Consider the following 25,229-nt stretch of genomic DNA (forward strand, 5'->3'; position numbering starts at 1 on the left):
TCAGTCGGGCCGGGGCGCGAACTCGCGGCGCAGCATGTCGCCGCAGTCGTCGAGCTCGGGGGAGGGGATCGTCGCACCGAGCGAATCCCACGTCCCGAACTTCAGTGGCGTGCCCGGGGCGTCGAAGCCGCCGACGTTCTTGATCATTCCGCGCACCGCGATCTGATCGAGTTTGCGGGTGTCGTCGACGTTGAGGACGATGCCGACCGGCACCCCGGCGTCGATCAGGCGGCCACGCCAGGCCTCGGCGGTGTCGGTGCGCAGCACGTCCTCCATCGCGGTCTCGAGCTCGTCGTGGTTCGCGCAGCGGTCGACGTTGGTGGCGAATCGTGCGTCCTCCGGCAGATGGGTCAGTCCCAAAGCGCCGCACATGAGCGCGAAGAACTGGTCGTTGCCGACGGCGATCGCGATCGGACGGTCACTGCACTCGAACGTGTCGATCGGGTACATGAAGGGATGCCGGTTGCCGAGCCGGGTGGGCCGCACGCGGGGACCGAGCGCGTCCATGAGTCCGTGCTCCATCAACGCGAACGTGCTGTCGAGCATCGCGATGTCGACGGTGGTGCCGCGGCCGGTCCGATCGCGGGCGACCAGGGCGGTGAGGATCCCGCAGTACCCCATGATGCCGGCGGTGATGTCCGAGATCGACGTTCCCACGCGGGTCGCGGGACCGTCGGGCCACCCGGTGGCGTCCATGATTCCCGACAGTGCCTGGATCACGGTGTCGTAGGCCGATTCCTGATGCATCGGCCCGTACTGGCCGAAGCCGGAGATCGAACAGACGATCAGTCGGGGATGTTCGGCCACGAGGTCGTCCGGGGCAAGGCCGAGATGCGCCATCACACCCGGGCGGAAGTTCTCCACCACCACGTCGGCGTGCTTGATCATCGAGCGCACCAGCGCCATGTCGTCGGCGTCCTTCAGATTCAGCGCGATGCTCTCCTTGCCGATGTTGGCCAACCGGTAGTACTCGGAACTGCCGTCGTCCGCGAACGGCCCCATCTGTCGGGCGTCGTCCCCGATCCCGGGTCGCTCGATCTTGATGACCCGGGCTCCCGCGTCGGCGAGCATCCGCGTGCACGTCGGCCCGGCGAGCACGTGGGTGAAGTCGACGACCGTGATGCCCTCGAGCGCCTGCGGTTTGGTGGGGTCGAGATGTCCGCCGGGGTCGTGCTCGGTCATGTTTCCTCCTCGTGCGACGGGCGGCGGAGCTTCTGCAGGTGGCCGCTCTCCGTTCCGACGGCCGGGTCGATCACGCAGTCGACGAGCGCGGGCTCCCCCGACGCCAGCGCCGAGCGCACCGCCGCGGCCACCTGCTCGGACGTCTCCGCGTGGTAGCCGACGCCCCCGAACGCCTCGATCAGCGTGTCGTACCGGCTCGAGTGCAGCAGCACGGTCGGCGCCGGATCGGCCGAGTGCGGGTTGATCTCGTCGCCCCGGTACACGCCGCCGTTGTCGAAAACGAGCACGACGACGGGCAAGCGGTACCGGCAGATCGTCTCGATCTCCATGCCGCTGAACCCGAACGCGCTGTCACCCTCGATCGCGATGATGTTGCGTGCGTTGTCGAGAGTGCTTTCGAACGCGTCGACGACGAGATCGTTCCCGTCGGCAGTCTCGACGTCGGTCATGTGCGCATCCCCGGACGGCTGGACTCCGCCCCGCGTGCGGGGCGACGGTCCCCTCCGAGTATCCACCTTCGGACGGCCGAGGTCAGCACGTGGGGACATGCCGGACCGATTGATCCGGCATGTCCGCAGTGTCAGTTCGCGCTCAGCCCTTCGCGGCGCTGATGCCGGCGCGACGACCGAAGAAGCTGCCGTCACCGAGCGAGGTGCCCGAGGCATAACCCCACGCGCACACGCCCGCGGTGCAGCGGCCGGCGGCGAACAGTCCGGGGATCGGATCGCCCGACACGTGCAGCACCTCGGAGGCGGTGTTGGTGCGCAGGCCGCCGAGCGTGAAACCGGCGGTGAAGTTGCGCAGATCCAGTGCCGCGATCGGCGACCCGATCGGCTTGACCCATTCCGGCTTCTTGCCGAGGACCGGATCCTGCCCGTTCGCGGCGTGCTTGTTGTAGACCTCGACGGTGGCCTGCAGGGTGCCCTCGGGCAGCCCCATCTCGGACTCGAGTTCCTCGACGGTCTCCGCGACCCACTTCGGCTGGAAGCGGAAGAACGGCGTCGAACTCGGCGTCGTCTTCGCCTCCTCGTATGCGTCCTCGTCGATGATCAGGTAGGACTGATTGTCGTTGTGCAGCAACGTGAGCTGGCCGATTCGCCCCGGATAGGTGTCCTCGTTGACGTAGCGCTGACCGCGCCCGTTGACGAGGATGCCGCGGACCATCATCTGTGGATCGCCGAAGAACGCGACCTCGGTGGCGTCCATGTGCGCGAGGTCGGCGCCGAGGGCCTGCGCCATCCGGATCGACCGGCCGTCGTGCTCCTCGATCGCGGCGCCCGGACGTCCGATCAGTCGCGGCGCGAACGCCTCGACCATGTCCTTGTTGTACGCGAAGCTGCCGGTGGCCAGCACGACGCCCTTGCGGGCGCGGACCACGACGTCCTTGCCGTACTGCTTGGCCTGCACGCCGACGACGCGGCCGGTGGCATCGGTGACCAGGGTTTGCACCCGCATGTCGTATTGGGCCTGCACCCCGAGTTTCTCGGCCGTCTCGACCAACGGCTTCATGAGCATGTAGCCGCCGCCCTTCTCGCCCACCTTCTTGTCGGCCATCTGCGGGACGTGGCCGCGCGGGGCGGGGGTCGCGATCGTGTTGAACGGCGCCGCGTTCTCGCCGCCCGAGTACATCAGGCCGTCGTCGAACGGCGTTTCCCAGCCGGGCTGGCCGTAGAAGGTCTCCTTGAACGGGACGCCGCAGTCGACCAGCCAGTTGTAGTGGTCGACGCTGCCTTCGCAGTAGTCGGTGATCTTCGCTTCGTCGGCGCCGGGCCCGAGCGCCGCCATCATGAACGTCTTCATGTTCTCGGGCGTGTCCTCGAACCCCAGTGCCTTCTGCAGTGGCGTGCCGCCGCCCATGTAGATGAACCCGCCCGCCAGCGAGGCCGCGCCGCCCCAGCCGCCGGCCCGCTCGAGCACGAGGACCTCGGCGCCGGCGCGGGCCGCCTCGACCGCGGCGCTCACACCGGCGATGCCGTAGCCCGCGATCACGACATCGGCCTCGTAGTCCCAGGCGTCGATGCTTTCGGCGGACAAGGGACGGACCGGGGTGGCCCCGGACACCGGCTGCGACATGTGGGTGGATCCTTTCGACTGGGTAGAACGTGTTCTATAAATCAGTATCCGCGTATCGGGCGGCCGACGTACCCGAATCGGGCGGACTACTCGGATCGCTGCTTCTCCGCCGCCCGGGCGGCCTTGCGGCGGTCGGCCTTCACTGAGATCAGCGCGTTGTTCAGTCCGGTGCCCAGCGGCCAGCCGACGTAGTGACAGAGGAAGATCGCGGCCTCCTCGATCTGTTGTTCGGTCAGTTCCTCGTTGCCGAGGGCGGCGTTGATCTGGATCTTGGCGACGTCCGTCTGGCCCTGGGCGGCGATCGCGCCGAGCAGCAGCAGGCGCCGGTCGCGCAGGCTCAGCCCCGGGCGGGTCCAGATGTCGGCGAACAGGTGGTCGGCGGTGACGGCGAAGAAGTCGCCGGGCACGTCCGACGGCATCTCCCAGCCGTACACCTGGTTCATCATCGCGACTCCGCGCTCACGGCGCTCCGACGTGGTGGCGTCGCCGTTGTGGTCGGTCATGCGTTCTCCTTCTGGTGGGCGGCCCGGTCGGCGACGGGTCCGGTGCCGACGCCGAGTCCGGTGCCGAGGCCGGCGAGGGCCCGGGTGCCGAGGGGCAGGTCGACGTCGAACCGTTCGCCGAGGTCGAGGGCCAGCGCGAGGTCCTTCTCCCCGAGGTTGCGGACGTGGGACAGGATCGAGAACCACGGGTCGTCGTCCGCGACCGGAGCGGTCGTGTCGCGCAGCATGATCGCCCCCGCGCCACCGGTGATCGCGTCGGTGTGCCGGACGACCTTGCCCAGCTTGCGGATGTCGATGCCGGCAGCCTCGGCGAGTCGCTGCGCCTCGCACGCCGCGGTGAAGGAGACGAAGTGAAGCAGGTTGCGCGCCAGCTTCATCCGTGTCCCGGCACCGACCGGCCCGGCGTGAATCACCAGTTCGGCAAAGTACCCGAACGGTTCGCGCACGGCCTCGAACGCCTCGTCGCTCCCGCCGACCATCACCGCGAGCCGCCCCTGCTGAGCTCCAGGCGCACCGCCGCTGACGGGCGCGTCGATCAGATCGACCCCCTTGGCGCGGCAGGTCGTGGCCAGTTCGGTCGCCGTCGCGTCACCGATCGTCGAGTGCACCGCGATCACCGTGCCCGGCCGGGCCGTGGACAGGATCCCGTCCGGCCCGGTGACGACGTCGCGGACCTGGGCGTCGTCGAGGACGGTCACCGAGATCACCGACGCGTGGTCCGCCACCGCGGCCGGTGTCGCGACGGCCTCGGCTCCCGCCGTCGTGAACGGTTCGACGGCCTCGGGCCGGGCGTCGCACACGATCAACCTGCCCGGGCGTTCGAGCAGTCTGGTGGCCATCGGGGCTCCCATGTTCCCCAGGCCGATGTAGCCGACCGCGCGGGTGGGTTCGCTCACGACCGGATCACCTGCCCGCCGTCCACGTTGAAGATCTGGCCGGTGATCCAGCTCGCCTCGTTCGACAGCAGGAACAGGCACATGCCCACGAGGTCGTCGGGAGTGCCCATGCGCTGCAGAGGAATCCGCTTGACCATGTCCGCGACGATGTTGCCGGGAGTCACGGTGCGGGTGGCCTCGGTGTCGATCGGGCCCGGGGCGATCGCGTTGATCCGGATGTTCGACCAGCCGAGCTCGAAGGCGAGCTGCTGGGTGAGGCCGTTGATGCCGACCTTCGCCAGCCCGTAGAAGTTGGAGTACACCCACGCGGCGGTGGACGACTGGTTGACGATCGACCCGCCGCTCGCACGCATGTGCGGCACGACGGCCCGGCACACGTTGAGCGCGCCGTCCATGTTCACGCTCATGAACTTCTTGTAGTAGTCCCACGGCACCGTGAGCAGCGAGTCGAGCTTCATCCCGCCGTAGATCGCCGCGTTGTTCACGAGGTGGTCGATGCGGCCGAACCTCTCGATCGTGAACGACGCCAAGTCCAGCGCCGAATCCGGTTCGGCCACATCCACTTCCTTGAACACCGCAGACCCGCCGTCGGAGGTGATCTGCTTGGCGACGGTCTCGCCGAGTTCACGGTTGAGGTCGGCGACGACCACGTCGGCGCCCTCGGCGGCCAGTGCCCGGGCATACCCCTCGCCGATGCCCTGGGCGGCGCCGGTGACGATGGCGGTGCGTCCGTCGAAACGTCCCATCTGTATGTCTCCTGTCGTCGAATTCGGCTAGTCGGTCGCGGGTTCCGCGACGAGCTTGGTCTCCAGGTACTCCTCGAAGCCGGCCACACCCATCTCGCGGCCGATCCCGGACTGCTTGTAGCCGCCGAACGGGGCGTCTGCGGCGTACCAGACGCCGCCGTTGACGGCGAGTGTCCCGGTCCGGACCCCCTCGACGACGTGCCGGACACGGTCGGGGTCGGTGCCCCACACGGAGCCGGACAGGCCGTACGGGGAGTCGTTCGCGAGGCGGATCGCGTCGTCGTCGCCGTCGTGGGGGAGGATCACCAGGACCGGCCCGAAGATCTCCTCCTGGGCCACCCGGGAGCTGTTGTCCAGACCGGAGATCAGTGTGGGCTCGACGAAGAATCCGTGTTCGTGCTCGGCGGGCCGGCCGCCGCCCACGACGATGGTCCCGCCCTCCTCCACGGCGAGCTTCAGGTAGCTCTCGACGCGCGCACGCTGACGGGCGGAGATCAACGGGCCGCAGACGGTTCCGCGGGCATCGGGGTTGCCGGGCCGGATCCCCGCCATCGTGCGGGCGGTGGCGGCGACGGCCTCGTCGTAGCGTTCGCGCGGCACCAGCAGGCGGGTGGTGATCGCGCACCCCTGGCCTGCGTGGGTGCACACCGTGAACGCGGCGATCGCGCAGCCGGCGGCGAGGTCGGCGTCGTCGAGGACGATGAACGCCGACTTGCCGCCCAACTCGAGGAAGACCTTCTTGAGCGACTGCGCGGCCGCGGCCATGACGGCCTTACCGGTCGCGGTCGAGCCGGTGAACGAGATCAGGTCCACGCGCGGATCCTCGGCCAGCTGGGCGCCGAGTCGGTGGTCGGTCGAGGTGACGATGTTGATCACGCCGGCCGGGATGTCGGTCTCCTCGGCGATGACCTTGCCTACGAGGGCGGCGCACCACGGGGTGTCCGGCGCCGGCTTGAGGACGACGGTGTTGCCGGCCGCGAGCGCGGGCCCGATCTTGGCGAAGTTGATCTGGTGCGGAAAGTTCCACGGCGTGACGGCTCCGACGACGCCGACAGCCTCCTTGAGGACTCGTCGGCGCGTCCTGATGCCCATCGGCGCCGCCACGCCCAGATCGGATTCCCACGCGTACGACTCGGCCAGGTCGGCGAAGTACCCGAGATCCGCGATAGGGCCCTCGAGTTGTGGTCCGGCCGTCAGCATCCGGGGTGCGCCCACCTCGGCGATCGTGATCTCGCGTAGTTCCTCGATGTGCGACTGCAGGGCGTCGCGCAGCTGGCGCAGGCACCGGGCTCGGAAACTGTGATCGCGGGACCAGGAGGTGTCGTCGAAGGCCCGCCGCGCCGCCGCGATCGCCGCGTCCATGTCGGCGGCCGTGCCCTCCGCCGCGTGGCCCACGACCTCCTCGGTGGCGGGATCGATCACCGCGAACACACCGCCCGACCCGGGAACCAGTTTGCCGTCGACGAGGAGTGCGGAGCTGTCGGTCGGTCGAAGCGTCATTGCGCAAAACCTTTCTGACTGGACAGGTGTCTGGACTATAGTACGAACAAATGTCGCCAGCAATGCCGTTCCGATGGAATGACATTCGGAATCCATTGCCGTACGTGCAAGGGAGCAGTCGTGAAGAGAGTTGCCGACAAGGTTGTCCTGGTGACCGGCGCCGCCCGGGGGCAGGGGCGTAGCCATGCAATCCGATTGGCGGAGGAGGGCGCCGACGTCATCGCGTTCGATGTCTGTGCGGACATCGGCACCAACGAGTACGCCCTCGCCACCGAGGCGGATCTGGACGAGACCGCGCGGATGGTCGAGAAGGCCGGCCGCCGGGTCGTCACCGCCAAGGTCGACGTCCGCGACCGGGCCTCGCTCGAGGCGCACCTCGCCGACGCGGTCGCGCGGTTGGGGCGCCTCGACGTCGTGGTGGCCAACGCGGGCATCTGTCCGCTCGGCAAGCATCTGCCGGCGCAGGCGTTCGTCGACGCGTTCGACGTCGACTTCGTCGGCGTCGTCAACACCGTGCACGCCGCCCTGCCGTACCTGGGGGAGGGGGCCTCGGTGATCGCGATCGGGTCGGTCGCGGGCCTCGTGCCGCAGACCGGCTTCAACGGGCAGCAGGCGCTCCAGGGGCCGGGTGGTGACGGCTACGGCCTGGCCAAGAAGATGATCCAGGCCTACACGAATTCGCTGGCTCTCACGCTCGGGCCCGGTTCGATCCGGGTCAATGCGATTCATCCGACCAACTGCAACACCGACATGCTGCAGAGTCCACCGATGTACAAGACCTTCCGGCCGGACCTCGAGAACCCCACCGCGGAGGATGCCGCGCTGACGTTCCCGTTCATGCAGTCGATGCCGATTCCGTGGGTCGAACCGGAGGACGTCTCGCATGCCGTCGTATACCTGGCCTCGGACGAGTCTCGTTACGTCACAGGGCAGCAGCTGCGAATCGACGCCGGTGCCGGCATGAAGATCGGCCTGTGACCACTCCCGATGGACAGGAATCTGTAGTAGTGTCCGGACATGTGTCTAGTATGAGTTTCGAGTCCACGCGCCGGCGTCTGACGCCGAAGCAGGCCGATACTGTCGACCGACTGTGCGAGTCCGCGGTGCAGGTCCTGCGGGAGGACGACTTCGCCGGCCTCACCGTCCGCGCGGTCGCCTCGCGCGCTGGCGTCGGGCCGGCCACTGCCTACACCTACTTCTCGTCCAAGGAGCACCTCGTCGCGGAGGTGTTCTGGCGCAGACTCTCGCAGTCGCCGCGGCCCGAGTCCGACGGGCTGGACCGGACCGGCCGCGTCGTCGCGGTGCTGCGCGGTATCGCTCTCCTGCTCGCCGACGAGCCGGGATTGTCGAGCGCCGTCACCAACGCGCTCCTCGGAAGCGATCCCGACGTCGAGCACCTGCGGGTGCGGATCGGCATCGAGATCCGCGGTCGCATCGAGGAGGCGCTGGGGAAGCCCGCCGATCCCGAACTTCTCGAGACCCTCGACCTCCTGTACGCCGGAGCGCTGCTCCGGGCCGGCATCGGCTACGGCTCCTACGAAGACCTCGCCGGTCAGTTGGAGCGTTCCGCCACAATGATTCTGGAGTGAACACATGACCGAAGCGCTGGTCGACCCGGTGGTCTTCAATCCCTACGACTACGACTTCCACGACGACCCGTACCCGATCTACGCGCGGCTACGCGACGAGTCCCCGATCTACCACAATCCGGAGATCGGTTTCTGGGCACTGTCTCGCCATTCCGATGTCCTGCGGGCGTTTCGCGACAGCACCCGGCTGTCGAGTGCCAACGGGGTCTCCCTCGACCCCGCCGCGTACGGGCCGCACGCGCACCTGGTGATGTCGTTCCTCGCGATGGACGACCCGCGGCACGCGCGCCTGCGCCAGTTGGTTTCCCGCGGATTCACTCCGCGCCGCGTAGCCGAGCTCGACGGGCGGATCCTCGAACTCACCCGGCAGTACCTCGAACCGGCTTTGGAGGCCGGCGAATTCGACTGGATCGCCGAGGTCGCGGGCAAGCTCCCGATGGACGTCATCTCCGAACTGATGGGCGTGCCGGAGACCGACCGCGCGGAACTTCGGCGGCTCGCGGACCTGGTGGTGCACCGGGAGGACGGCGTCCTCGACGTGCCGCCGGCGTCGGTGGAGGCGTCGCTGACCCTGATGACCTACTACAAGGAGATGATCGAGCACCGTCGTCGCTCGCGCACCGAGGATCTGACGTCGGCGCTGCTCGACGCCGAGATCGACGGCGACAAGCTGTCGGACCAGGAGGTTCTCGGGTTTCTGTTCCTGATGGTGGTCGCCGGCAACGAGACGACGACCAAGCTGCTCGGCAACGCGGCGTACTGGGGCGCGCACCATCCCGATGAGGTCGCGCAGGTACTCGACGATCCGGAGCGGGTGACGGACTGGGTCGAGGAGACGCTGCGATTCGACACCTCCAGCCAGATCGTCGCCCGCACCACCGCCGTGGATCTCGAGTATTACGGGCAGACTGTTCCGGCGGGGGAGAAGATGCTGCTGCTGATCGGGTCCGCGAACCGCGACGAGGACGTGTTCGAGAACGGCGACCGCTACCGGATCGGCCGGGACTCGACCAACAAACTCGTCAGTTTCGGTGGCGGTGTGCACTTCTGCCTCGGCGCACACCTCGCACGGCTCGAGGCGAACATCGCCCTGGCCGAATTCGCCAAGCGGGTGAAGCATTTCGAGGTCGACGAGTCCGGAATCGAACGTGTCCATTCCACGAACGTGCGGGGCTTCGCGGCCCTGCCGATGAAGGTGCAGGTGCGCTGATGCCCCGTTTCGAACCCAACCCCACCCGCAGGCCGACGTTGGTCAGCGGCGCGTCGTCCGGAATCGGCGAGGCCGTCGCGTACGCGCTCGCCGACCTGGGGCACCCGGTCGCGCTCGGTGCCCGCCGGGTCGCGGAGACCGAGGCGATCGCGGACAAGATCCGCAGCAACGGGGGAGAGGCGTTCGCCCACTTCCTCGACGTCACCGACGACGCCTCGGTGGACGCGTTCGTCACGGCCGCCGAGGAGGCCCTGGGCCCGGCCGAGATCGTCGTCTCCGGTGCGGGCGACCTCGAGTTCGGTGCTGCCGACCAGATGGATCCGGCCAGCTTCGCGAAGCAGATCGACGTGCACCTCGTCGGCGCTCAGCGGCTCGCGCACCGGGTGCTGCCCGGGATGCGTGAACGCCGACGCGGCGACTTCGTGCTCATCGGGTCGGACTGCGCCGACCGTCAGCGCCCGATGATGGGCGCCTACGATGCCGCCAAGGCCGGCCTCGAGGCGATGGGTCGGCAGATGCGAATGGAGCTCGAAGGCACCGGCATTCGCGCCTCGATCGTCCGTCCGGGGCCGACCTTCACCGGGATGGGCATGAACTCCACCCCCGAGATCCTCGCTCCGGTCGCCGAGCTGTGGGGCAAGTGGGGATTCGCGCGCCACGGTTACATGCTGCGCGCGTCGGACATGGCGAACGCCGTCTCCGCGGTGGTGGGCGCCCCCCGCGGCGTCCACCTCGTGCTCATCGAGGTTCAGCCCGAGGCGCCACTCGCGCCCCTTCCGAGTTCCGAGGAGACGAAATGACCCTGCCCGATCCGCCCCGCGTCTCCGGCGGCGTCCACGAACACGGTCACCTCGAGGAACTGCGCACCGACCCGATCGCCTTGATGCGCCGGGTGCGTGAGGAGTGCGGCGACGTAGGGGTCTTCCGGCTGGTCGATCGCGACGTCGTCCTGCTCACCGGGGCCGAGGCCAACGAGTTCTTCTTCCGCTCCTCCGACGAGGACCTGGATCAGCAGGCCGCCTATCCGTTCATGAAGCCGATCTTCGGCGAGGGTGTGGTGTTCGACGCGAGCCCCGAACGACGCTCCGAGATGCTGCACAACTCCGCGCTGCGCGGCGAACAGATGCGCGGGCATGCCACGACCATCGGCATCGAGGTCGAGGACATGGTGTCCCGCTGGGGCGACGAGGGTGAGATCGACCTGCTCGAGTTCTTCGCCGAACTGACCATCTACACATCCTCGGCGTGCCTGATCGGCAAGAAGTTCCGGGACGAACTCGACGACCGGTTCGCCAGGCTCTACCACGAACTCGAGCAGGGCACCGACGCGATCGCGTTCGTCGACCCGTACGCCCCGATCGAGAGTTTCCGTCGCCGCGACGCCGCCCGCGTCGCGCTCGTCGAGTTGGTCCAGGGAATCATGAACGGCCGGATCGCGAACCCTCCTCGCGGCAAGGAGGACCGGGACATGCTCGATGTCCTGGTCTCGATCAAGGACGACGAGGGCAACCTGCGGTTCAGTGCCGACGAGATCACCGGCATCTTCATCTCGATGATGTTCGCCGGTCACCACACCACTTCGGGTACCGCGGCCTGGTCGCTGATCGAGCTGCTGCGACACCCGGAGACGATGCGGCAGGTCACCACCGAGCTCGACGAGTTGTACGCCGACGGTGCGGACATCAGTTTCCATGCGCTGCGACAGATCCCGGTCCTCGAGGCCGTGATCAAGGAGACCCTGCGGCTGCACCCGCCACTGATCATCCTTCTCCGCGTCGCGCGCGGCGACTTCGAGGTGGGCGGCTTCTCGATCCACGAGGGCAACCTGGTGGCGGCCACACCGGCGATCTCCAACCGGATCCCGGAGGACTTTCCCGACCCCGATTCGTTCGATCCGGGTCGGTACATCGACCCCAACCAGGAGGACACCGCGAATCGCTGGACGTGGATCCCGTTCGGCGCCGGCCGGCACCGCTGCGTCGGAGCGGCGTTCGCGCAGATGCAGCTCAAGGCGATCTTCTCGATCTTGCTGCGCGACTACGAATTCGAGATGGCGCAACCGGCCGACTCGTACCGCAACGACCACAGCAAGATGGTGGTGCAGCTGCAGCAACCGTGCCGGGTCCGCTACCGCCGGCGCACCGTGCGGGCGGCATCCGTCGGGGCGGCCGCAGCAACAGGGGCGCCGACGGAGTGCCCGGTCGCCCACACGAGCGAGGCCTGATCATGCGTGTCGAAGCCGACCTCGACCTCTGCCAGGGGCATGCCGCGTGCGAGATGGAGGCGCCCGACGTGTTCGAGGTACCCAAGCGGGGCAAGGTCACCGTCCGCGACGCGAACCCGGTGGAGGCGTTGCGGGCCGACGTCGAGAACGCCGTCCGGTACTGCCCGACCCAGGCTCTACGAATCGCCGAGGACTGACGAGATTTCGCGTTCGTACCACACCAGGACTATCGAAGGAGACGACAGCATGACCGGATTCGACCGCGGTGAACTGGACGAGATGGTCCAGCGCTGGGTGGACGCCAACAAGAAGGCCGAGGCGGCAGGCGACTGGAAGCCGTTGGCGGACTTCTACACCGAGGACGCCACCTACGGCTGGAACTACGGCCCCAAGCAGGACTTCATGGCGGTCGGGCGGGACGAGATCCGCGACGTCGCGCTCGGACTGGAGATGCAAGGGCTCGAGGGTTGGGAGTATCCGTACCAGGAGTTCGTGATCGACGAGCGCAGCGGCAACGTGATCGGTCTGTGGAAGCAGATCTCTGACGCCGCGCGCCCCGACGGCACCAACTACTCGGTGTACGGCATCGGGGGCAGCTGGTTCCGGTACGCCGGGAACTTCGAGTGGTCCTGGCAGCGGGACTTCTTCGATTTCGGCAACGTCTCGGCACTGTTCATGGAGATGATCCGGAACAACGCGCTCTCCACCGGCATGCAGGCCCGCATCCAGCGCTCGATCTCGGGCGAGAAGCTGCCGGGCTGGTACCCGGCCGGACAGGCTCCGGTCCCGCTGTGGTGAGCACCGAGACGCACCCGTCGCGCTCGTTCGCGGCGCTGTCGCGAGCCGACCTCGCGACACTGGTCCCGGAGCTGCTGCTGTGCGGCCAGCTCATCGACCGGTCCGGAATGGCCCACCTCATCGTCGAGTTCGGGCGGGAGGGCATGGCGCAGGTCGCGATCGAGGAATGGCAGGCGTCGAGCCCCTGGTACACCCGTCGCATGCAGCGCGCGCTGCGCTACGAAGGCGACGACGTCGTCACCATCTTCAAGGGTCTGCAACTGGACATCGGGGCACCGCCGCAGTTCATGGACTTCCGCTTCCGGGTCGACGATCCGCACCACGGCGAGTTCTGGCTCGACCACTGCGGTGCACTGATGGATGTCGAACCGCTCGGCGACGAGTACGTGACCGCGATGTGTCACGACATCGAGGACCCCACGTTCGACGCCACCGCGTTGGCCACCAATTCGTATGCGCAGGTCCGGCCGCTCCACCGTCCGCCGCGCCGGCCGGCGGACCGGCACCCGCACTGCGCGTGGACGGTGATCATCGACGACGCCCACGTCCCGCCGACGATGCAGCCGCACACCGAGCAGATCGGCCGAACCGCCGCCTACACCGTGGAACTCAGCCCGATCGACACCGGCGGCGACGGCAACCACGACTACGCGGGACCGCTGTTGTCGGACCTGCGGTTCCGGGACTTCTCCCAGTCGGCGCTCGTCCGCATCGCCGAGGAGGTGTGTCTGCAGCAGCACCTGCTGGCCCTCGGCTTCCTGATCGCCGTCCGCAAGCGGGTGGACGAGGACAAGGCGCGCGAAATCACCCGCAAGCAGCTCACCGGCATCGCCGGCGTCACCGCGCAGCGGATCCGTGACGCACTCGGCCTGCCGAGCGACCTGGAGGGGCTCACGGCCGTGCTGTCGCTGCACCCGTTGCTGAACCCGAAACAGTACGTGGACAGTGATCTCCGTTTCGACGGCGAGCAGCTGTCGTTCGTCATCCGGCGGGGCGGGCTCGTCGATATCGACGGCGGATGGCCCACGCTGGTCGACGCCGGACACCTCGAGGCGCTGCAGGCCCTGGTGCGCGGTGTCAATCCACGTTTCACGGTGCGGGTCGCGGGTGACGATGACGCAGGACTGCACGTCGTCGTCGACGTCACCGACGAGCCCGCGCCGGAATGCGTCGAGGTCGCGATCACCAAGGTCAGCACCGGAGCCGCATTCTCCTTCGAAGACCGTGGAATTCCGCTGCCGCTCTATGTGATCTGATCGCCCGACCCAGACAGGGGACAACCGCATGGCCTATACGTTCGCTGACCTGTTCGAGCATTCGGTGGACGCGATGTCCGATCGTGTCGCCATGATCGTCACCGGTGAGCAGGTCACCTATCGTGAACTCGACGAACGAGCCAACCGTCTCGCACACCACCTCGAGGACACCGGTTTCGGTGCGGGAGCCCACATCGGTGTCCACATGCACAACTCGATCGAGACGATGGTCGTGATCCTCGCCGCGTTCAAGCTCCGCGCGATCCCGGTGACCGTGAACTACCGCTACACCTCCGACGAGCTGCGCTATCTCTACGACAACGCGGATCTCGAAGGACTCGTGTTCCATCAGGGTTTCGCCGACCGGGTCGCCGAGGTCCTGCCCGACGTCCCGCGCATCCGGCACCTCCTCTCGGTTCCGGACGCGCTGGCCGACGGTGACGAGGGCGAGGTGCCCGGAGCCGTGGCGTACCGGGACGCGCTGGCCGGGGGCAGCGCGGAGCGTGGGTTCGAGAAGCGCAGCCCCGACGATCACTACATCTTCTACACCGGTGGCACCACCGGTCGCCCGAAGGGCGTGGTGTGGCGGCACGAGGACATCTGGCGGGTGCTGGGCGGCGGGCTGGACTTCTACACCGGCGAGCCGATCGCCGACGAGTTCCAGCAGTCCCGGGGCGGGGTGGCCGCCGGCGAGGCGATGCGCTGGGTGATGCTGCCGCCGCTGATCCACACGTCGGCGATGATGCCGACGTTCACCGCGTTCTTCACCGGCAACACCGTCATCATGGAGCCGAGGTTCGACGCCGCCCGGGTGTGGGAGGTCGTCGCGGAGCACCGGCCGCAGGTCATGGTCATCACCGGCGACGCGATGGGTCGGCCACTCGTCGAGGCCTACCGCGAGCAGAACCGGGACACGTCGAGCCTGGCCGTGCTCGCGTCCGGCGCGGCGCTGTTCTCCGCCGCGGTCAAGGACGCCTTCTTCGACGTCATGCCGAATCTGATGATCTCCGATTCCGTCGGCTCGTCCGAAACCGGTTTCGGTGGAATCGGATTCGCCACCAAGGGGTTCGAGCAGCACGGCGGTCCGAAGGTCGGGCCGAACAAGTACTCGGTCGTCGTCGACGACGAGAACCGCATTCTCGCGCCGGGCTCCGGGGCCGAGGGGTGGCTGGCGAAGCTCGGCAACGTCCCCGTCGGGTACTACAACGATCCCGTCAGATCCGCCGAGATCTTCCGTGAGGTCGACGGTCGACGCGCGGTCGTCACCGGCGACCGCGCGCGGATCGAGAACGACGGCTCGATCACCCTGCTGGGGCGCGGGAACATGGTCGTCAACACCGGCGGTGAGAAGGTCTTCGCCGAGGAGGTCGAGGCGGTCGTCAAGGCGCACCCCGACATCTACGACGCGATCGTCATCGGGATACCCGACGACCGGTGGGGCAACCGGGTTGCCACCGTCGTCCGGGTGCGCGACGGCGTCGAACCGGACTTCGAGTCGGTCGAGAAGCACGCCCGCAGCCAGCTCGCCGGCTACAAGATCCCGCGGACCTACTGGATGGCCGACGAGGTGGTACGCACCCCGAGCGGCAAGCCCGACTACGGGTGGGCCAAAGCGCACGCGGCCGCGCACAGCCACGCCTACCGGCTCGACTAGGCCCGGACGTCGCGGAGCGGAGGGATGGATTGCGCGCGAGCACGTTCGGCGACGGCGCGGTGATCGTCACCGGTTCGAGCCGGGGAATCGGCCGGGCGGTCGCGCGATCGGCGTACCGGGATCGGCGGCCGACGCCGACGTGGCCCAGGGCCTGCTGTCGGCGGGGCTGGCCGAGTTCAGCGACGTCACAGCGCTGATCTGTTGTGCCGGTGTGGCGGAGCCGCCCGGGTCCTCGATTCTCGACATCGCGTTCGACGACTGGGCCGATCTGATCGACGCCCACCTGACGAGCACGTTCCGGGCGTGCCGGGTTGCCGCTCCGCATTTCGTCGCCCGTGGTGGTGGGGCGATCGTCACCACCAGTTCGTACGCCTACCTCGGTTGCTACGGCGGGTCCGGCCCCGACTATCGAGCACAGATCGAGATGCTCCATCGTCGCGGACTGCTCAGTGATGCCATGTACCACGGCTCCCTGCCCCGGCCGAATACGTCGCACGCCTGTACGCCTACCTCGTCTCCGAACTGTCGAAGGACATCACCGGACGAGTATTCGCGGGCTCGGGTTGCCTCCTCGGCGAGTTCGAGAATTCCCACCCGCGGGTGCTGGCGTGGCGAGATCACGGGTCCGCGGAGCCTTGGGAAATTGACGAGATCGCGGATTTCGTGCGCGGGGGATAGCCGGTCGTGTGCGCGGGTGATCGCGTTGTCGGGCTCCGGCGTTACAGGAAAAATGCTGGTCTTCCAGCGGTTCTGTCTCGCAGGGTGAATATCGGGGTGAATCCTCCAGCGGTACGCCGCTGTTCCCGAGGAAAACCTGCAGTTGGGCCGCGGGTACTGCCCGATTTGATTAGTGATGCGAATGGAATTCTGGCGCTGGCCTCGAATGGAACAGTTTTCGAGATAGGTTCGAGATGCTATCTTGACCACGCCTGTATGCATGTGGCTGGGGGTTTGCTATCCGTTCAGATGGGGGTCTGACGGATTTTTCGGGGGGCGTTCTTCGCCGGTTTTCTGTCTTCATGCGGCTGGGTGTTTGTTGTGCGTCGCTGGCATGCCGATCGAGGAGGATGAGGAACGATGTCTACCCACAGGGCCCGGAACTTGAGAACACTGCGGATGAAGAGCCGAATCATGGTCGCGGCCACCGCGGTCGGGGCTTTGACGATTGCCAGCCCGGCGGTCGGCCAGGCCCAGCCCGCACCCCAGAACGGGCTCGGCAGCACCGCGAACGGCGGTGCGAACGGGGGGCTCTCGGGTCTGGGCAGCAGCATCGGCGGCAACGGTGACGCCGGCGTCGGAAGCACGGCAGGACCGGGCGGCGCCAACGGCGGCATCGACGCCGGCAGCGCAGGCAACCTCGACTTGGCGAACCTCGCGCAGGTGGCGCTGGGTAGCCTCGCGAACCTGGGTACCGGCAGCCTCGGCGGTGGCGGCGTGGACGTCGGCAGTGTGGCGGATGTCGTGCCCGATCTCGGTGTGGGAAGCCTGGGGAACGCAGGCGGCGGCAGCGTGGGCGACACCGGTAGCGATTCCGGATCCGGCAGCAGCGAAGGGGATTTCGGGCTGGGCAGCGTCGAACTCGGCCTCGGAGCGATCGGCGACCTGGCCGCCGGCAGTGCCGGCCAGGTCGGAAGCGGGAGCGGCGAGACCGGGAGCGATGCGTCCGGGAGCAGCGACACGGGCAGTCTGACCGACCTCACCTCGGGCAGCGGCAGCATCGACCTGGCGGCCCTGGCGCAGCTGGCAGTGGGCAGCGCGGGCGAAGGTGGAATCGACCTCGGGAGCCTGGCAGACCTGGCCCTCGGCAGCTTGGGGCTCCCTGCGGGCAGCGCCGATCTCGGGGCCGGCAGTCTGGGCGATCTCGGTACCGGAATCGATCTGGGTAGCGCGGGCAGTTCGGACCTGACGGCCGGAAGCGCCGACCCCACTCTCGATCTCGGCAGCTTGGCCGAGTTGGCTTCGGGAAGCCTGGACATCCCCGCGGGCGGCGGTGATCTGGATCTGGGCAGCCTGGGCGAGACTGCGCTGGGTAGTTTGGCGCTTCCGTTCGGCAGTTTGGCTCTGCCTGTGGTCGGTAGCGCTGCTGCGCTCGGTTCGACGGGGGATGCGGGCAGCGCCGGCGGCACGGAGGCGGGAAGTTCGGGCCTCGACCTCGGTAGCCTCGCGGACCTCGGTTCGGGCAGCGACTCGGGCAGCGATTCCGGCAGCGGCGAGACCGGTAGCGGTGACACCGGTAGTGGTGAGTTGAGCGCTGGCAGTGGCGATCTGGATCTGGGTAGTCTCGCGGATCTGACGCTGGGCAGCTTGGGTCTTCCGACCGGCAGCCTCGCTGATCTCGGTTCGGGCAGTGACTCGGGTAGTGATTCCGGCAGCGGCGAGACCGGTAGTGGTGAGTTGACCGCTGGCAGTGGTGATCTGGATTTGGGTAGCCTGGCCGAGGTGGCGCTGGGTAGTTTGGCGCTTCCGTTCGGCAGTTTGGCTCTGCCTGTGGTCGGTAGCGCTGCTGCGCTCGGTTCGACGGGTGATGCGGGTAGCGCGGGCGGGACGGAGGCGGGTAGCTCGGGCCTGGATCTCGGTAGCCTGGCGGACCTCGGTTCGGGTAGTGACTCGGGGAGTGATTCGGGCAGCGGCGAGACCGGTAGTGGTGAGTTGACCGCTGGTAGTGGCGATCTGGATTTGGGTAGTCTCGGGGATCTGACGCTGGGCAGCTTGGGTCTTCCGACCGGCAGCCTCGCTGATCTCGGTTCGGGGAGTGACTCGGGCAGTGATTCCGGCAGCGGCGAGACCGGTAGTGGTGAGTTGACCGCTGGCAGTGGTGATCTGGATCTGGGTAGCCTGGCCGAGGTGGTGCTGGGTAGTTTGGCGCTTCCGTTCGGTAGCTTGGCTCTGCCTGTGGTCGGTAGCGCTGCTGCGCTCGGTTCGACGGGGGATGCGGGTAGCGCGGGCGGCACGGAGGCGGGTAGCTCGGGCCTGGACCTCGGTAGTCTGGCGGACCTCGGTTCCGGTAGTGACTCGGGCAGCGATTCCGGCAGCGGCGAGACCGGTAGCGGTGACACCGGTAGTGGTGAGTTGAGCTCCGGCAGTGGCGATCTGGATTTGGGTAGTCTCGCGGATCTGACGCTGGGCAGCTTGGGTCTTCCGACCGGTAGCCTCGCTGATCTCGGTTCGGGTAGTGACTCGGGGAGTGATTCCGGCAGCGTCGAGACCGGCAGCGGTGAGCTGACTGCTGGCAGTGGTGATCTGGATTTGGGTAGCCTGGGCGAGACTGTGCTGGGTAGTTTGGCGCTTCCGTTCGGCAGTTTGGCTCTGCCGGTGGTCGGTAGCGCGGCTGCGCTCGGTTCGACGGGTGATGCGGGCAGCGCCGGCGGCACGGAGGCGGGTAGCTCGGGCCTGGACCTCGGTAGTCTGGCGGACCTCGGTTCGGGGAGTGACTCGGGCAGCGATTCCGGCAGCGGCGAGACCGGTAGCGGTGACACCGGTAGTGGTGAGTTGAGCTCCGGCAGTGGCGATCTGGATTTGGGTAGTCTCGCGGATCTGACGCTGGGCAGCTTGGGTCTTCCGACCGGTAGCCTCGCTGATCTCGGTTCGGGGAGTGACTCGGGCAGTGATTCCGGTAGCGACGCCGGCAGCGGTGAGTTGAGCGCGGGCAGTGGTGATCTGGATCTGGGTAGCCTGGGCGAGGTGGTGCTGGGTAGTTTGGCGCTTCCGTTCGGCAGTTTGGCTCTGCCTGTGGTCGGTAGCGCTGCTGCGCTCGGTTCGACGGGGGATGCGGGTAGCGCGGGCGGCACGGAGGCGGGTAGCTCGGGCCTGGATCTCGGTAGTCTGGCGGACCTCGGTTCCGGTAGTGACTCGGGGAGTGATTCGGGCAGCGCTGACACCGGTAGTGGTGAGTTGAGCTCCGGCAGTGGCGATCTGGATTTGGGTAGTCTCGCGGATCTTGCGCTGGGGAGTCTGGGCTCGGGGAGTGATTCCGGTAGTGACACCGGCAGCGGTGAGCTGAGCGCGGGCAGTGGTGATCTGGATTTGGGCAGCCTGGGCGAGGTGGTGCTGGGTAGTTTGGCGCTTCCGTTCGGTAGTTTGGCTCTGCCTGTGGTCGGTAGCGCTGCTGCGCTCGGTTCGACGGGTGATGCGGGTAGCGCGGGCGGGACGGAGGCGGGTAGCTCGGGCCTGGACCTCGGTAGCCTCGCGGACCTCGGTTCCGGTAGTGACTCGGGGAGCGATTCGGGCAGCGTCGAGACCGGTAGTGGTGAGTTGACTGCTGGCAGTGGCGATCTGGAGCTGGGTAGCCTGACGGATCTTGCGCTGGGCAGCCTCGGTCTGGGCAGCCTCGGCGAAACCGAGGCGGGAAGCTCAGAGAACGGCAGCGCCGGAGGTGACCTCGGTAGCCTGGCGCTTCCCGTCCTCGGAAGTGCGGCGCTGGGTCTCGGCAGCATTGCGGTCAACGGCAGCGGTGACGCCGGATCGAACGGTGCCGGTGACGCCGGCAGCACCGGTGGCGGAGAGGCCGGTAGCTCCGACCTCGGCAGCGCAGCGCTGGGAAGCGCGGTAGTCGGCGGGCTCACCGTCGGTAGCGCCGTTGCAGCCGGGGCTCCGCTCGGCAGCGCCGCACTCGGCGGCGCACTCGCCGGAGGAGCCGCACTCGGCAGCACCCTCGCCGCGAACGGGAACGTCGGCAGCGGCGCGGGCGCCGAAGCCGAGGGCAATGGCGGGATCGACATCGCCCAGCCGATCGCCGTTCAAGCCGCAGGTGGTGCCGACGCTGCTGTGCAGAACATCAGCGCTCCCGCTGCGGCACAGGCAGGCGCCCAGATCTCTGCGGTGCCGGTCGGCGGCGTCGAGGCCGGTGACAAGGGCGACCCGAGCGACACTGCCGGGCGTGGACTGCTTCTCGGCACCGCGCTGCTCCTCGCTGCCACCGCCGGAACGGCGGCGGCCACCGGACGGCACCGCCGCAAGCAGTAGGCGTTGGGTCCCCAGGTGAGCAACAACCCGACAGGCCGGTACCGGAGAACATCCGGCACCGGCCTGTCGGCCGTCCTCGTTAGCCTTCTCGCGTGCGGCAGCCTCCTGACCGGATGTACCGCGACGGAAGCCGGTGACCGGTCTCGGTCCACGTCGGTACCCACGTCGCAGGTCGTCGCCGATCCGGTGGCCACCACGCTTCGTCCCGACCGTCTCGTCGTCCCGGCCATCGGGGTCGACACCGACCTGGTCGACCTCGGGCTGGAACCGAACGGCGCACTGCAGGTACCGCCGGGGGCATTCCCGGCCGGATGGTATTCCGGCTCACCGGTTCCCGGGGAACTCGGGCCCGCAATCCTCGCCGGCCACGTCGACTGGGACGGTGCACCCGGGGTGTTCCTACGCCTGCACGAACTGGCGCCGGGTGACCGCATCGACACCGTCCGGTCCGACGGTGTCACGGCCGTGTTCCGTGTGACGCGGGTCGATCGCTACGCGAAGGCGGAGTTCCCGACGGCCGCGGTGTACGGCAACATCGACCACCCCGGAATCCGATTGATCACGTGCGGCGGCGAATTCGACACCGCAGCACGCAGTTACCGTGACAACACCGTCGTCTTCGCGGACCTCGTCGAGGAGCGCGCGCCGTCGACGACAGGCCCCCAGTGATCACGCCGACGTGCGACGTCCCCACCGGAAGTACGACAGCGGACCGACGAAATTGACGGCGATGAGTGCGGCCCACCTACGCTTGCTGCCGTTGATCTGGTCGCGCGGCCGACGCGCGAGATCCGCCCACGCGCTCGCGGCCAGACTCAACTGGACCGAGCCCGCAGCAATGATCAGCGCGCGCTTTACCGGGCTCAGTTCGGCCCACTTGCGCTTCGCCATGTGCTCGTCCCTTCCGTGTCCACCGGGCGGCGTCCGCACTGCTCGGACGCCCTGTGTCCTTCCTACCTCACGGGGACACGACGAGGCCGGTGCGCACGCGTACGACGCGCGAAGAGAACGCCCGGTCGGTACCCTGTCGGGCGAGAACCGGCCGCCGAAAGCCGGGAACGGATCGGAGAGTGGCGATGGCTGACCTGGTGTTGTTCGGTGACGTGTTGACGATGGACGACACGAATCCGCGGGCGACCGCCATCGCCGTGGAGGGCGGGCGCATCGTCGTCGTCGGATCCGATGCCGACGTCGCCGACCTCATCGGCCCCGAGACGGCCGTGCACGACGTCGGAAACGCCTGCATCATGCCGGGATTCATCGAGGCGCACGGCCATCCGCTGAACGAGGCAGTCCTGCTGGGCGAGCCCGTCGTCGACATCCGGCCCGTCACCATCCCCGACGCCGACGGCGTGCTCGCCGCGATCGCGGAGGCCGTCGCCGAAGCCGGCCCCGAGGGTGCGGTCCTCAACGGGTGGGATCCGCTGCTGCAGAAGGGGCTCGACGAGCCGACTCTGCAGTGGATGAACGGGCAGTCGCCGCACAAGCCGTTGATCATCCTGCACAACTCGGGGCACGCCGCCTACTTCAACTCGACGGCCGCTGCCGCCGCGGGAGTCACCGACGACACCCCCGATCCGGAGGGCGCCCGCTTCGGGCGCGACAGTCGGACCGGTGACCTCACCGGGGTCGCGTACGAGTCGGCGGCCGTCATCGCGATCGCCGGACCGGTGCTGGCGTCGGCCGCCGGACGTTTTCCCGAATTGATCGCGGCCGAGTCCGCGCGCCTCAACGCTGCCGGCGTCACCACCGTGAGCGAGATGGCGTTCGATCCCGCGATGCGGGAGCCGCTCGCCGCGGCCGCCGAGGCCGGGGCGCTCACCACGCGCCTGCGGCTGTACGAGATGTCGGGCCCCGCCCGCGGATCCGACCTCGAACCGGGCGCGGGCGACGATCTGGTGCGCCAGGTCGGGATCAAGATCTGGTCGGACGGTTCGCCGTGGATCGGCAACATCGCGCTCAGCTTCACCTACCTCGACACCCCTGCGACGCGCGCGCTCGGGATGGCGTGCAGCCACGGCGGAGCCAACTACACGGGCGAGCAGATCCTCGACATCAGCACCCCGTACTTCGAACAGGGCTGGCAGATCGCGTGCCACGCGCACGGTGACGAGGCGATCACGATGGTCCTCGACGCGTGGGAGCAGATGCTCGCGGCGAGTCCGCGCAAGGACCACCGGCTGCGCCTCGAACACGTCGGCGCGATGCGCCCGGACCAGTTCCGGCGTGCCGCCGACCTCGGGGTGACCTGCAGCCTGTTCGTCGATCACCTCTACTACTGGGGCGACGTCCTGGTCGACGACCTGTTCGGTGCCGAGCACGGCGGGCACTGGGCCGCGGCGGGGTCGGCCCTCGCCGCCGGTCACCGCATCTCGTTCCACAACGACGGCCCGGTCACCCCGACCGATCCACTGCGCAACATCGCGGATGCGGTCAATCGGCGCTCCCGCGGCGGACGGGTGCTCGCGCCCGACGAGCGCATCCCGGTGGGGGCGGCGGTGCGCGCGCAGACCGTCGACGCGGCGTGGCAGCTGTTCAGTGACGACTCCATCGGTGCGCTGAAGCCGGGGATGCACGCCGATCTGGTCGTGCTGTCGGAGAATCCGCTCGCGGTCGATCCCGAGCGGCTCGCGGACATCGAGGTGCAGGCCACGGTGTTCGCGGGGACGACGGTGCACGGCAGCCTCAGCTGATCGAAACGAGAGCGCCGCCCAAAAGTGTCGGGCGGCGCTCTCGTTTCGAGCAGTGCGAGTGAGGTCAGCTCGCCAGGTGCTGCGGTGCCTCGGGCTTGGGCTTGCGAAGCTGGGTGAGGCCCAGCAGCGCCGCGGCGACGACGAACCAGCCGGTGATCACGAGCAGGCCGTGGCCCACGCCGGTGCCGCCGAAGTAGACGATCGAGCGGGCCGCATCCACCGCACCGGCGCCGATCCAGAAGTGGCTCAGCGCCGACCAGAATCCGGGCAGGAAGTCGGCGGGGAAAGCACCGCCCGCACTCGGGAAGTTCACGAAGATCATCAGGACCATCACGACCATGATCGCGGCCTTGCCGAACACCCGGTTGACGAGGATGCTCACCAACCCCACGGCGATCGTGTAGGCCACGACCACCGCGAGCAGCGCGAGGCTCGCCGCGAACGACGCGCCGTAGAAGCCGACGAAGATGGCCGAGACCAGGTACGCCGCGAGCACGCCGACGACCGACATCACCCCCAGCACGCCGAGCTGCTGGCGCAGACGCATTCGCGGTGCCACCTGGGAGAGCACGGTGATCGTGAGATAACCGACGATCGTGCTGACCATGACCAGATAGAACAGTCCGGTGCCCGTCGGGTCGTCCGCGGCGAGCGGCGCGTGATCCACGACGTTCAAGTCCACGCCCTGGGCGGCGGCGAGCGGCTGGGCCAGTCCCTCGGCCGCCTGCACGCGCATCGTGCCCTCGGCGGACGCGACGTGCAGATTCATCGTCGGCCCCAGTTCGATGACGCCGGCGATCTCGCGGTTCTGCAGGCGATCGATTGCCCCCGCGGCGTCCGTGGCGGTCTCGAGCGCGAACTTGTCGCCGACGGTCGGAGCGAGCCGGTCGACCAGCGCGGTGGTGGCGGCCTCGGGTCCGACGACGACGACCTCCACATCGCGCGGCGCCGGGTTGTGGAACGCACTGACGTAGCAGAGCGCGAACATCACTGCGAAGAACAGCGGAAACACCATCGACTCCACCACGGTGCGCCACGGGGTCCGACCGGCGGCGGAGCCGTCGGGCGTTCCGTGATCGAGGTGGAGCGCGGGAGCGATCGCTTCGGTATCGGCCTCGATGGCCTGGCTCCACTCCTGGTGGCGCTGATCGTGAGTGTTTGGCATCCGCATCGGCCTTCCTGGAACGACAAAACGTCAACAGTGTTGACGGCCGGTAAGTCAACAGTGTTGACACGGAGTTGTCAACACTGTTGACATAGGGTGTGCGGCAAGGTTGGACTCGGACACTCCGAACGAAGGACGATCGATGACCGTCGAGACACCCGAACCCCACGCTCGTGCGAGCAGTGCGCACAACCGGGAGGCGGTTCAGGCTGCCGCCGCGGAGTTGTTCGCGGAGCAGGGATTCGCCGCCACCGGAGTGCGCGACATCGCGCGGCATGCCGGTGTCGATCCGGCGCTCGTGATCCGCTACTTCGGATCGAAGGAGAAACTCTTCGTCCGGACGATGACGATGTCCGACGCCTTCGTCGAGGTCGTCGAGGGCCCGTTGGACGGGCTGGGCAGGGCGCTGGTGGATTTCGTCGTCCGCCGCACGCGCCGCCGGCAGGCCGACAAGCCGACAGCCGTCTATGCGGCCCTGGTGCGCGCGTCCGACCGCCCCGTCGTGCGCGAGCACCTGCAGGAGGCGATCGATCAGATGATCATCGCCCCGCTCGCTCCGAGGCTGGCGGGCGAGGATGCGGAATTGCGTGCGCACCTGCTCGCCGCGCAGTTGTCGGGGCTGATGGCCGCGCTGTACGTCATGGAGAGTCCGTGGCTCCGGTCCGCGCCGATCGACGACATCGTCGACCGCTACGGCGCAGCCCTGCAGGTCCTCGTCGAAGGCTGACCGGAGCGGCCCTCCCGTTGGGCGGGACCCGGGGCGCGCCCGGCCCACGTA

General features: G+C 68.2%; 23 protein-coding genes. 14 read left to right on the plus strand and 9 right to left on the minus strand.

Translation table 11 applies throughout. From position 1 onward, the window contains the following. The 7 genes from ABEU20_RS09610 to ABEU20_RS09640 form a co-directional block, all read right to left on the minus strand. Entirely contained in the window at nucleotides 1-1,182 is a 1,182-nt protein-coding gene (locus ABEU20_RS09610) for a CaiB/BaiF CoA transferase family protein (RefSeq protein ID WP_420164190.1), read from the minus strand. Next, nucleotides 1,179-1,631, minus strand: a complete 453-nt coding sequence (locus ABEU20_RS09615; protein WP_420164191.1) for a thiamine pyrophosphate-dependent enzyme — start codon at nucleotides 1,629-1,631, stop codon at nucleotides 1,179-1,181. The genes ABEU20_RS09610 and ABEU20_RS09615 overlap by 4 nt, the downstream gene beginning before the upstream one ends. A gap of 142 nt (nucleotides 1,632-1,773) precedes the next feature. Further along, a complete protein-coding gene (locus ABEU20_RS09620) occupies nucleotides 1,774-3,255 on the minus strand; it encodes an FAD-dependent oxidoreductase (RefSeq protein ID WP_420164192.1) in 1,482 nt (493 codons plus the stop codon). Between the two features lie 86 nt (nucleotides 3,256-3,341). Then, complete coding sequence (locus ABEU20_RS09625) at nucleotides 3,342-3,758, minus strand: carboxymuconolactone decarboxylase family protein (RefSeq protein ID WP_420164193.1); 417 nt, start codon at nucleotides 3,756-3,758, stop codon at nucleotides 3,342-3,344. Next, nucleotides 3,755-4,609 carry an NAD(P)-dependent oxidoreductase gene (locus ABEU20_RS09630; RefSeq protein WP_420164564.1) on the minus strand — a complete coding sequence of 285 codons (855 nt, stop codon included), beginning with the start codon at nucleotides 4,607-4,609 and terminating at the stop codon, nucleotides 3,755-3,757. Before ABEU20_RS09630 ends, ABEU20_RS09625 begins: the two co-directional genes overlap by 4 nt. 41 nt (nucleotides 4,610-4,650) lie before the next feature. After that, nucleotides 4,651-5,400, minus strand: coding sequence for an SDR family oxidoreductase (locus ABEU20_RS09635; protein WP_420164194.1), 750 nt, complete (start codon nucleotides 5,398-5,400; stop codon nucleotides 4,651-4,653). Nucleotides 5,401-5,427: 27 nt separating this feature from the next. After that, complete coding sequence (locus ABEU20_RS09640) at nucleotides 5,428-6,900, minus strand: aldehyde dehydrogenase (protein WP_420164195.1); 1,473 nt, start codon at nucleotides 6,898-6,900, stop codon at nucleotides 5,428-5,430. Between the two features lie 120 nt (nucleotides 6,901-7,020). Between ABEU20_RS09640 and ABEU20_RS09645 the strand changes: the two genes are divergently transcribed. The 12 genes from ABEU20_RS09645 (at nucleotide 7,021) to ABEU20_RS09700 (ending at nucleotide 21,262) form a co-directional block, all read left to right on the plus strand. Next, a complete protein-coding gene (locus ABEU20_RS09645; protein WP_420164196.1) occupies nucleotides 7,021-7,878 on the plus strand; it encodes a mycofactocin-coupled SDR family oxidoreductase in 858 nt (285 codons plus the stop codon). Nucleotides 7,879-7,928: 50 nt separating this feature from the next. Next, nucleotides 7,929-8,489 (plus strand): TetR/AcrR family transcriptional regulator, encoded by a 561-nt coding sequence (locus tag ABEU20_RS09650; protein WP_420164197.1) that lies wholly within the window; start codon nucleotides 7,929-7,931, stop codon nucleotides 8,487-8,489. 4 nt (nucleotides 8,490-8,493) lie between these two features. Then, entirely contained in the window at nucleotides 8,494-9,699 is a 1,206-nt protein-coding gene (locus ABEU20_RS09655) for a cytochrome P450 (RefSeq protein ID WP_420164198.1), read from the plus strand. Then, complete coding sequence (locus ABEU20_RS09660) at nucleotides 9,699-10,499, plus strand: SDR family oxidoreductase (protein ID WP_420164199.1); 801 nt, start codon at nucleotides 9,699-9,701, stop codon at nucleotides 10,497-10,499. Before ABEU20_RS09655 ends, ABEU20_RS09660 begins: the two co-directional genes overlap by 1 nt. After that, nucleotides 10,496-11,923, plus strand: a complete 1,428-nt coding sequence (locus ABEU20_RS09665; RefSeq protein ID WP_420164200.1) for a cytochrome P450 — start codon at nucleotides 10,496-10,498, stop codon at nucleotides 11,921-11,923. The genes ABEU20_RS09660 and ABEU20_RS09665 overlap by 4 nt, the downstream gene beginning before the upstream one ends. A gap of 2 nt (nucleotides 11,924-11,925) precedes the next feature. Beyond that, a complete protein-coding gene (locus ABEU20_RS09670; protein WP_420164201.1) occupies nucleotides 11,926-12,120 on the plus strand; it encodes a ferredoxin in 195 nt (64 codons plus the stop codon). A gap of 49 nt (nucleotides 12,121-12,169) precedes the next feature. Beyond that, entirely contained in the window at nucleotides 12,170-12,721 is a 552-nt protein-coding gene (locus ABEU20_RS09675; RefSeq protein WP_420164202.1) for a Cif family virulence factor, read from the plus strand. Further along, nucleotides 12,715-13,977, plus strand: coding sequence for a hypothetical protein (locus ABEU20_RS09680; protein WP_420164203.1), 1,263 nt, complete (start codon nucleotides 12,715-12,717; stop codon nucleotides 13,975-13,977). The genes ABEU20_RS09675 and ABEU20_RS09680 overlap by 7 nt, the downstream gene beginning before the upstream one ends. Nucleotides 13,978-14,005: 28 nt before the next feature. Further along, a complete protein-coding gene (locus ABEU20_RS09685; RefSeq protein WP_420164204.1) occupies nucleotides 14,006-15,631 on the plus strand; it encodes an acyl-CoA synthetase in 1,626 nt (541 codons plus the stop codon). Between the two features lie 106 nt (nucleotides 15,632-15,737). Then, a complete protein-coding gene (locus tag ABEU20_RS09690) occupies nucleotides 15,738-16,397 on the plus strand; it encodes an SDR family NAD(P)-dependent oxidoreductase (RefSeq protein ID WP_420164565.1) in 660 nt (219 codons plus the stop codon). A gap of 350 nt (nucleotides 16,398-16,747) precedes the next feature. Then, nucleotides 16,748-20,593 carry a beta strand repeat-containing protein gene (locus ABEU20_RS09695; protein ID WP_420164205.1) on the plus strand — a complete coding sequence of 1,282 codons (3,846 nt, stop codon included), beginning with the start codon at nucleotides 16,748-16,750 and terminating at the stop codon, nucleotides 20,591-20,593. A gap of 186 nt (nucleotides 20,594-20,779) precedes the next feature. Continuing rightward, nucleotides 20,780-21,262: a class F sortase gene (locus ABEU20_RS09700; protein ID WP_420164206.1), complete on the plus strand. Its 483-nt coding sequence runs from the start codon at nucleotides 20,780-20,782 to the stop codon at nucleotides 21,260-21,262. On the opposite strand, the gene ABEU20_RS09705 is transcribed toward ABEU20_RS09700, so the two are convergent. Beyond that, nucleotides 21,263-21,484, minus strand: coding sequence for a PLDc N-terminal domain-containing protein (locus ABEU20_RS09705; RefSeq protein WP_420164207.1), 222 nt, complete (start codon nucleotides 21,482-21,484; stop codon nucleotides 21,263-21,265). A gap of 185 nt (nucleotides 21,485-21,669) precedes the next feature. Between ABEU20_RS09705 and ABEU20_RS09710 the strand changes: the two genes are divergently transcribed. After that, on the plus strand, nucleotides 21,670-23,286 hold the full coding sequence (locus ABEU20_RS09710) for an amidohydrolase (protein WP_420164208.1): 1,617 nt from the start codon (nucleotides 21,670-21,672) through the stop codon (nucleotides 23,284-23,286). 64 nt (nucleotides 23,287-23,350) lie between these two features. Here the strand turns inward: ABEU20_RS09710 and ABEU20_RS09715 are convergent, their stop codons facing one another. After that, the gene (locus tag ABEU20_RS09715) at nucleotides 23,351-24,451 is read right to left on the minus strand and encodes a hypothetical protein (protein WP_420164209.1); all 1,101 of its coding nucleotides are present in this window, start codon (nucleotides 24,449-24,451) and stop codon (nucleotides 23,351-23,353) included. Nucleotides 24,452-24,593: 142 nt separating this feature from the next. Between ABEU20_RS09715 and ABEU20_RS09720 the strand changes: the two genes are divergently transcribed. Then, entirely contained in the window at nucleotides 24,594-25,178 is a 585-nt protein-coding gene (locus ABEU20_RS09720) for a TetR/AcrR family transcriptional regulator (RefSeq protein ID WP_420164210.1), read from the plus strand. Nucleotides 25,179-25,229: the final 51 nt, after the last annotated feature.

The organism is Rhodococcus parequi (assembly GCF_046042785.1).
GTDB lineage: Bacteria > Actinomycetota > Actinomycetes > Mycobacteriales > Mycobacteriaceae > Prescottella > Prescottella parequi.

Bases quoted from the DNA above. Each gene is read 5' to 3' on its own strand.
- ABEU20_RS09665 (WP_420164200.1), top strand. From the start codon at position 10,496: ATGACCCTGCCCGATCCGCCCCGCGTCTCCGGCGGCGTCCACGAACAC.
- ABEU20_RS09695 (WP_420164205.1), top strand. From the start codon at position 16,748: ATGAAGAGCCGAATCATGGTCGCGGCCACCGCGGTCGGGGCTTTGACG.
- ABEU20_RS09650 (WP_420164197.1), top strand. From the start codon at position 7,929: ATGAGTTTCGAGTCCACGCGCCGGCGTCTGACGCCGAAGCAGGCCGAT.
- ABEU20_RS09660 (WP_420164199.1), top strand. From the start codon at position 9,699: ATGCCCCGTTTCGAACCCAACCCCACCCGCAGGCCGACGTTGGTCAGC.
- ABEU20_RS09705 (WP_420164207.1), bottom strand. From the start codon at position 21,484: ATGGCGAAGCGCAAGTGGGCCGAACTGAGCCCGGTAAAGCGCGCGCTG.
- ABEU20_RS09655 (WP_420164198.1), top strand. From the start codon at position 8,494: ATGACCGAAGCGCTGGTCGACCCGGTGGTCTTCAATCCCTACGACTAC.
- ABEU20_RS09610 (WP_420164190.1), bottom strand. From the start codon at position 1,182: ATGACCGAGCACGACCCCGGCGGACATCTCGACCCCACCAAACCGCAG.
- ABEU20_RS09640 (WP_420164195.1), bottom strand. From the start codon at position 6,900: ATGACGCTTCGACCGACCGACAGCTCCGCACTCCTCGTCGACGGCAAA.
- ABEU20_RS09675 (WP_420164202.1), top strand. From the start codon at position 12,170: ATGACCGGATTCGACCGCGGTGAACTGGACGAGATGGTCCAGCGCTGG.
- ABEU20_RS09630 (WP_420164564.1), bottom strand. From the start codon at position 4,609: ATGGGAGCCCCGATGGCCACCAGACTGCTCGAACGCCCGGGCAGGTTG.
- ABEU20_RS09670 (WP_420164201.1), top strand. From the start codon at position 11,926: ATGCGTGTCGAAGCCGACCTCGACCTCTGCCAGGGGCATGCCGCGTGC.
- ABEU20_RS09635 (WP_420164194.1), bottom strand. From the start codon at position 5,400: ATGGGACGTTTCGACGGACGCACCGCCATCGTCACCGGCGCCGCCCAG.
- ABEU20_RS09720 (WP_420164210.1), top strand. From the start codon at position 24,594: ATGACCGTCGAGACACCCGAACCCCACGCTCGTGCGAGCAGTGCGCAC.
- ABEU20_RS09620 (WP_420164192.1), bottom strand. From the start codon at position 3,255: ATGTCGCAGCCGGTGTCCGGGGCCACCCCGGTCCGTCCCTTGTCCGCC.
- ABEU20_RS09685 (WP_420164204.1), top strand. From the start codon at position 14,006: ATGGCCTATACGTTCGCTGACCTGTTCGAGCATTCGGTGGACGCGATG.
- ABEU20_RS09715 (WP_420164209.1), bottom strand. From the start codon at position 24,451: ATGCCAAACACTCACGATCAGCGCCACCAGGAGTGGAGCCAGGCCATC.
- ABEU20_RS09615 (WP_420164191.1), bottom strand. From the start codon at position 1,631: ATGACCGACGTCGAGACTGCCGACGGGAACGATCTCGTCGTCGACGCG.
- ABEU20_RS09710 (WP_420164208.1), top strand. From the start codon at position 21,670: ATGGCTGACCTGGTGTTGTTCGGTGACGTGTTGACGATGGACGACACG.
- ABEU20_RS09625 (WP_420164193.1), bottom strand. From the start codon at position 3,758: ATGACCGACCACAACGGCGACGCCACCACGTCGGAGCGCCGTGAGCGC.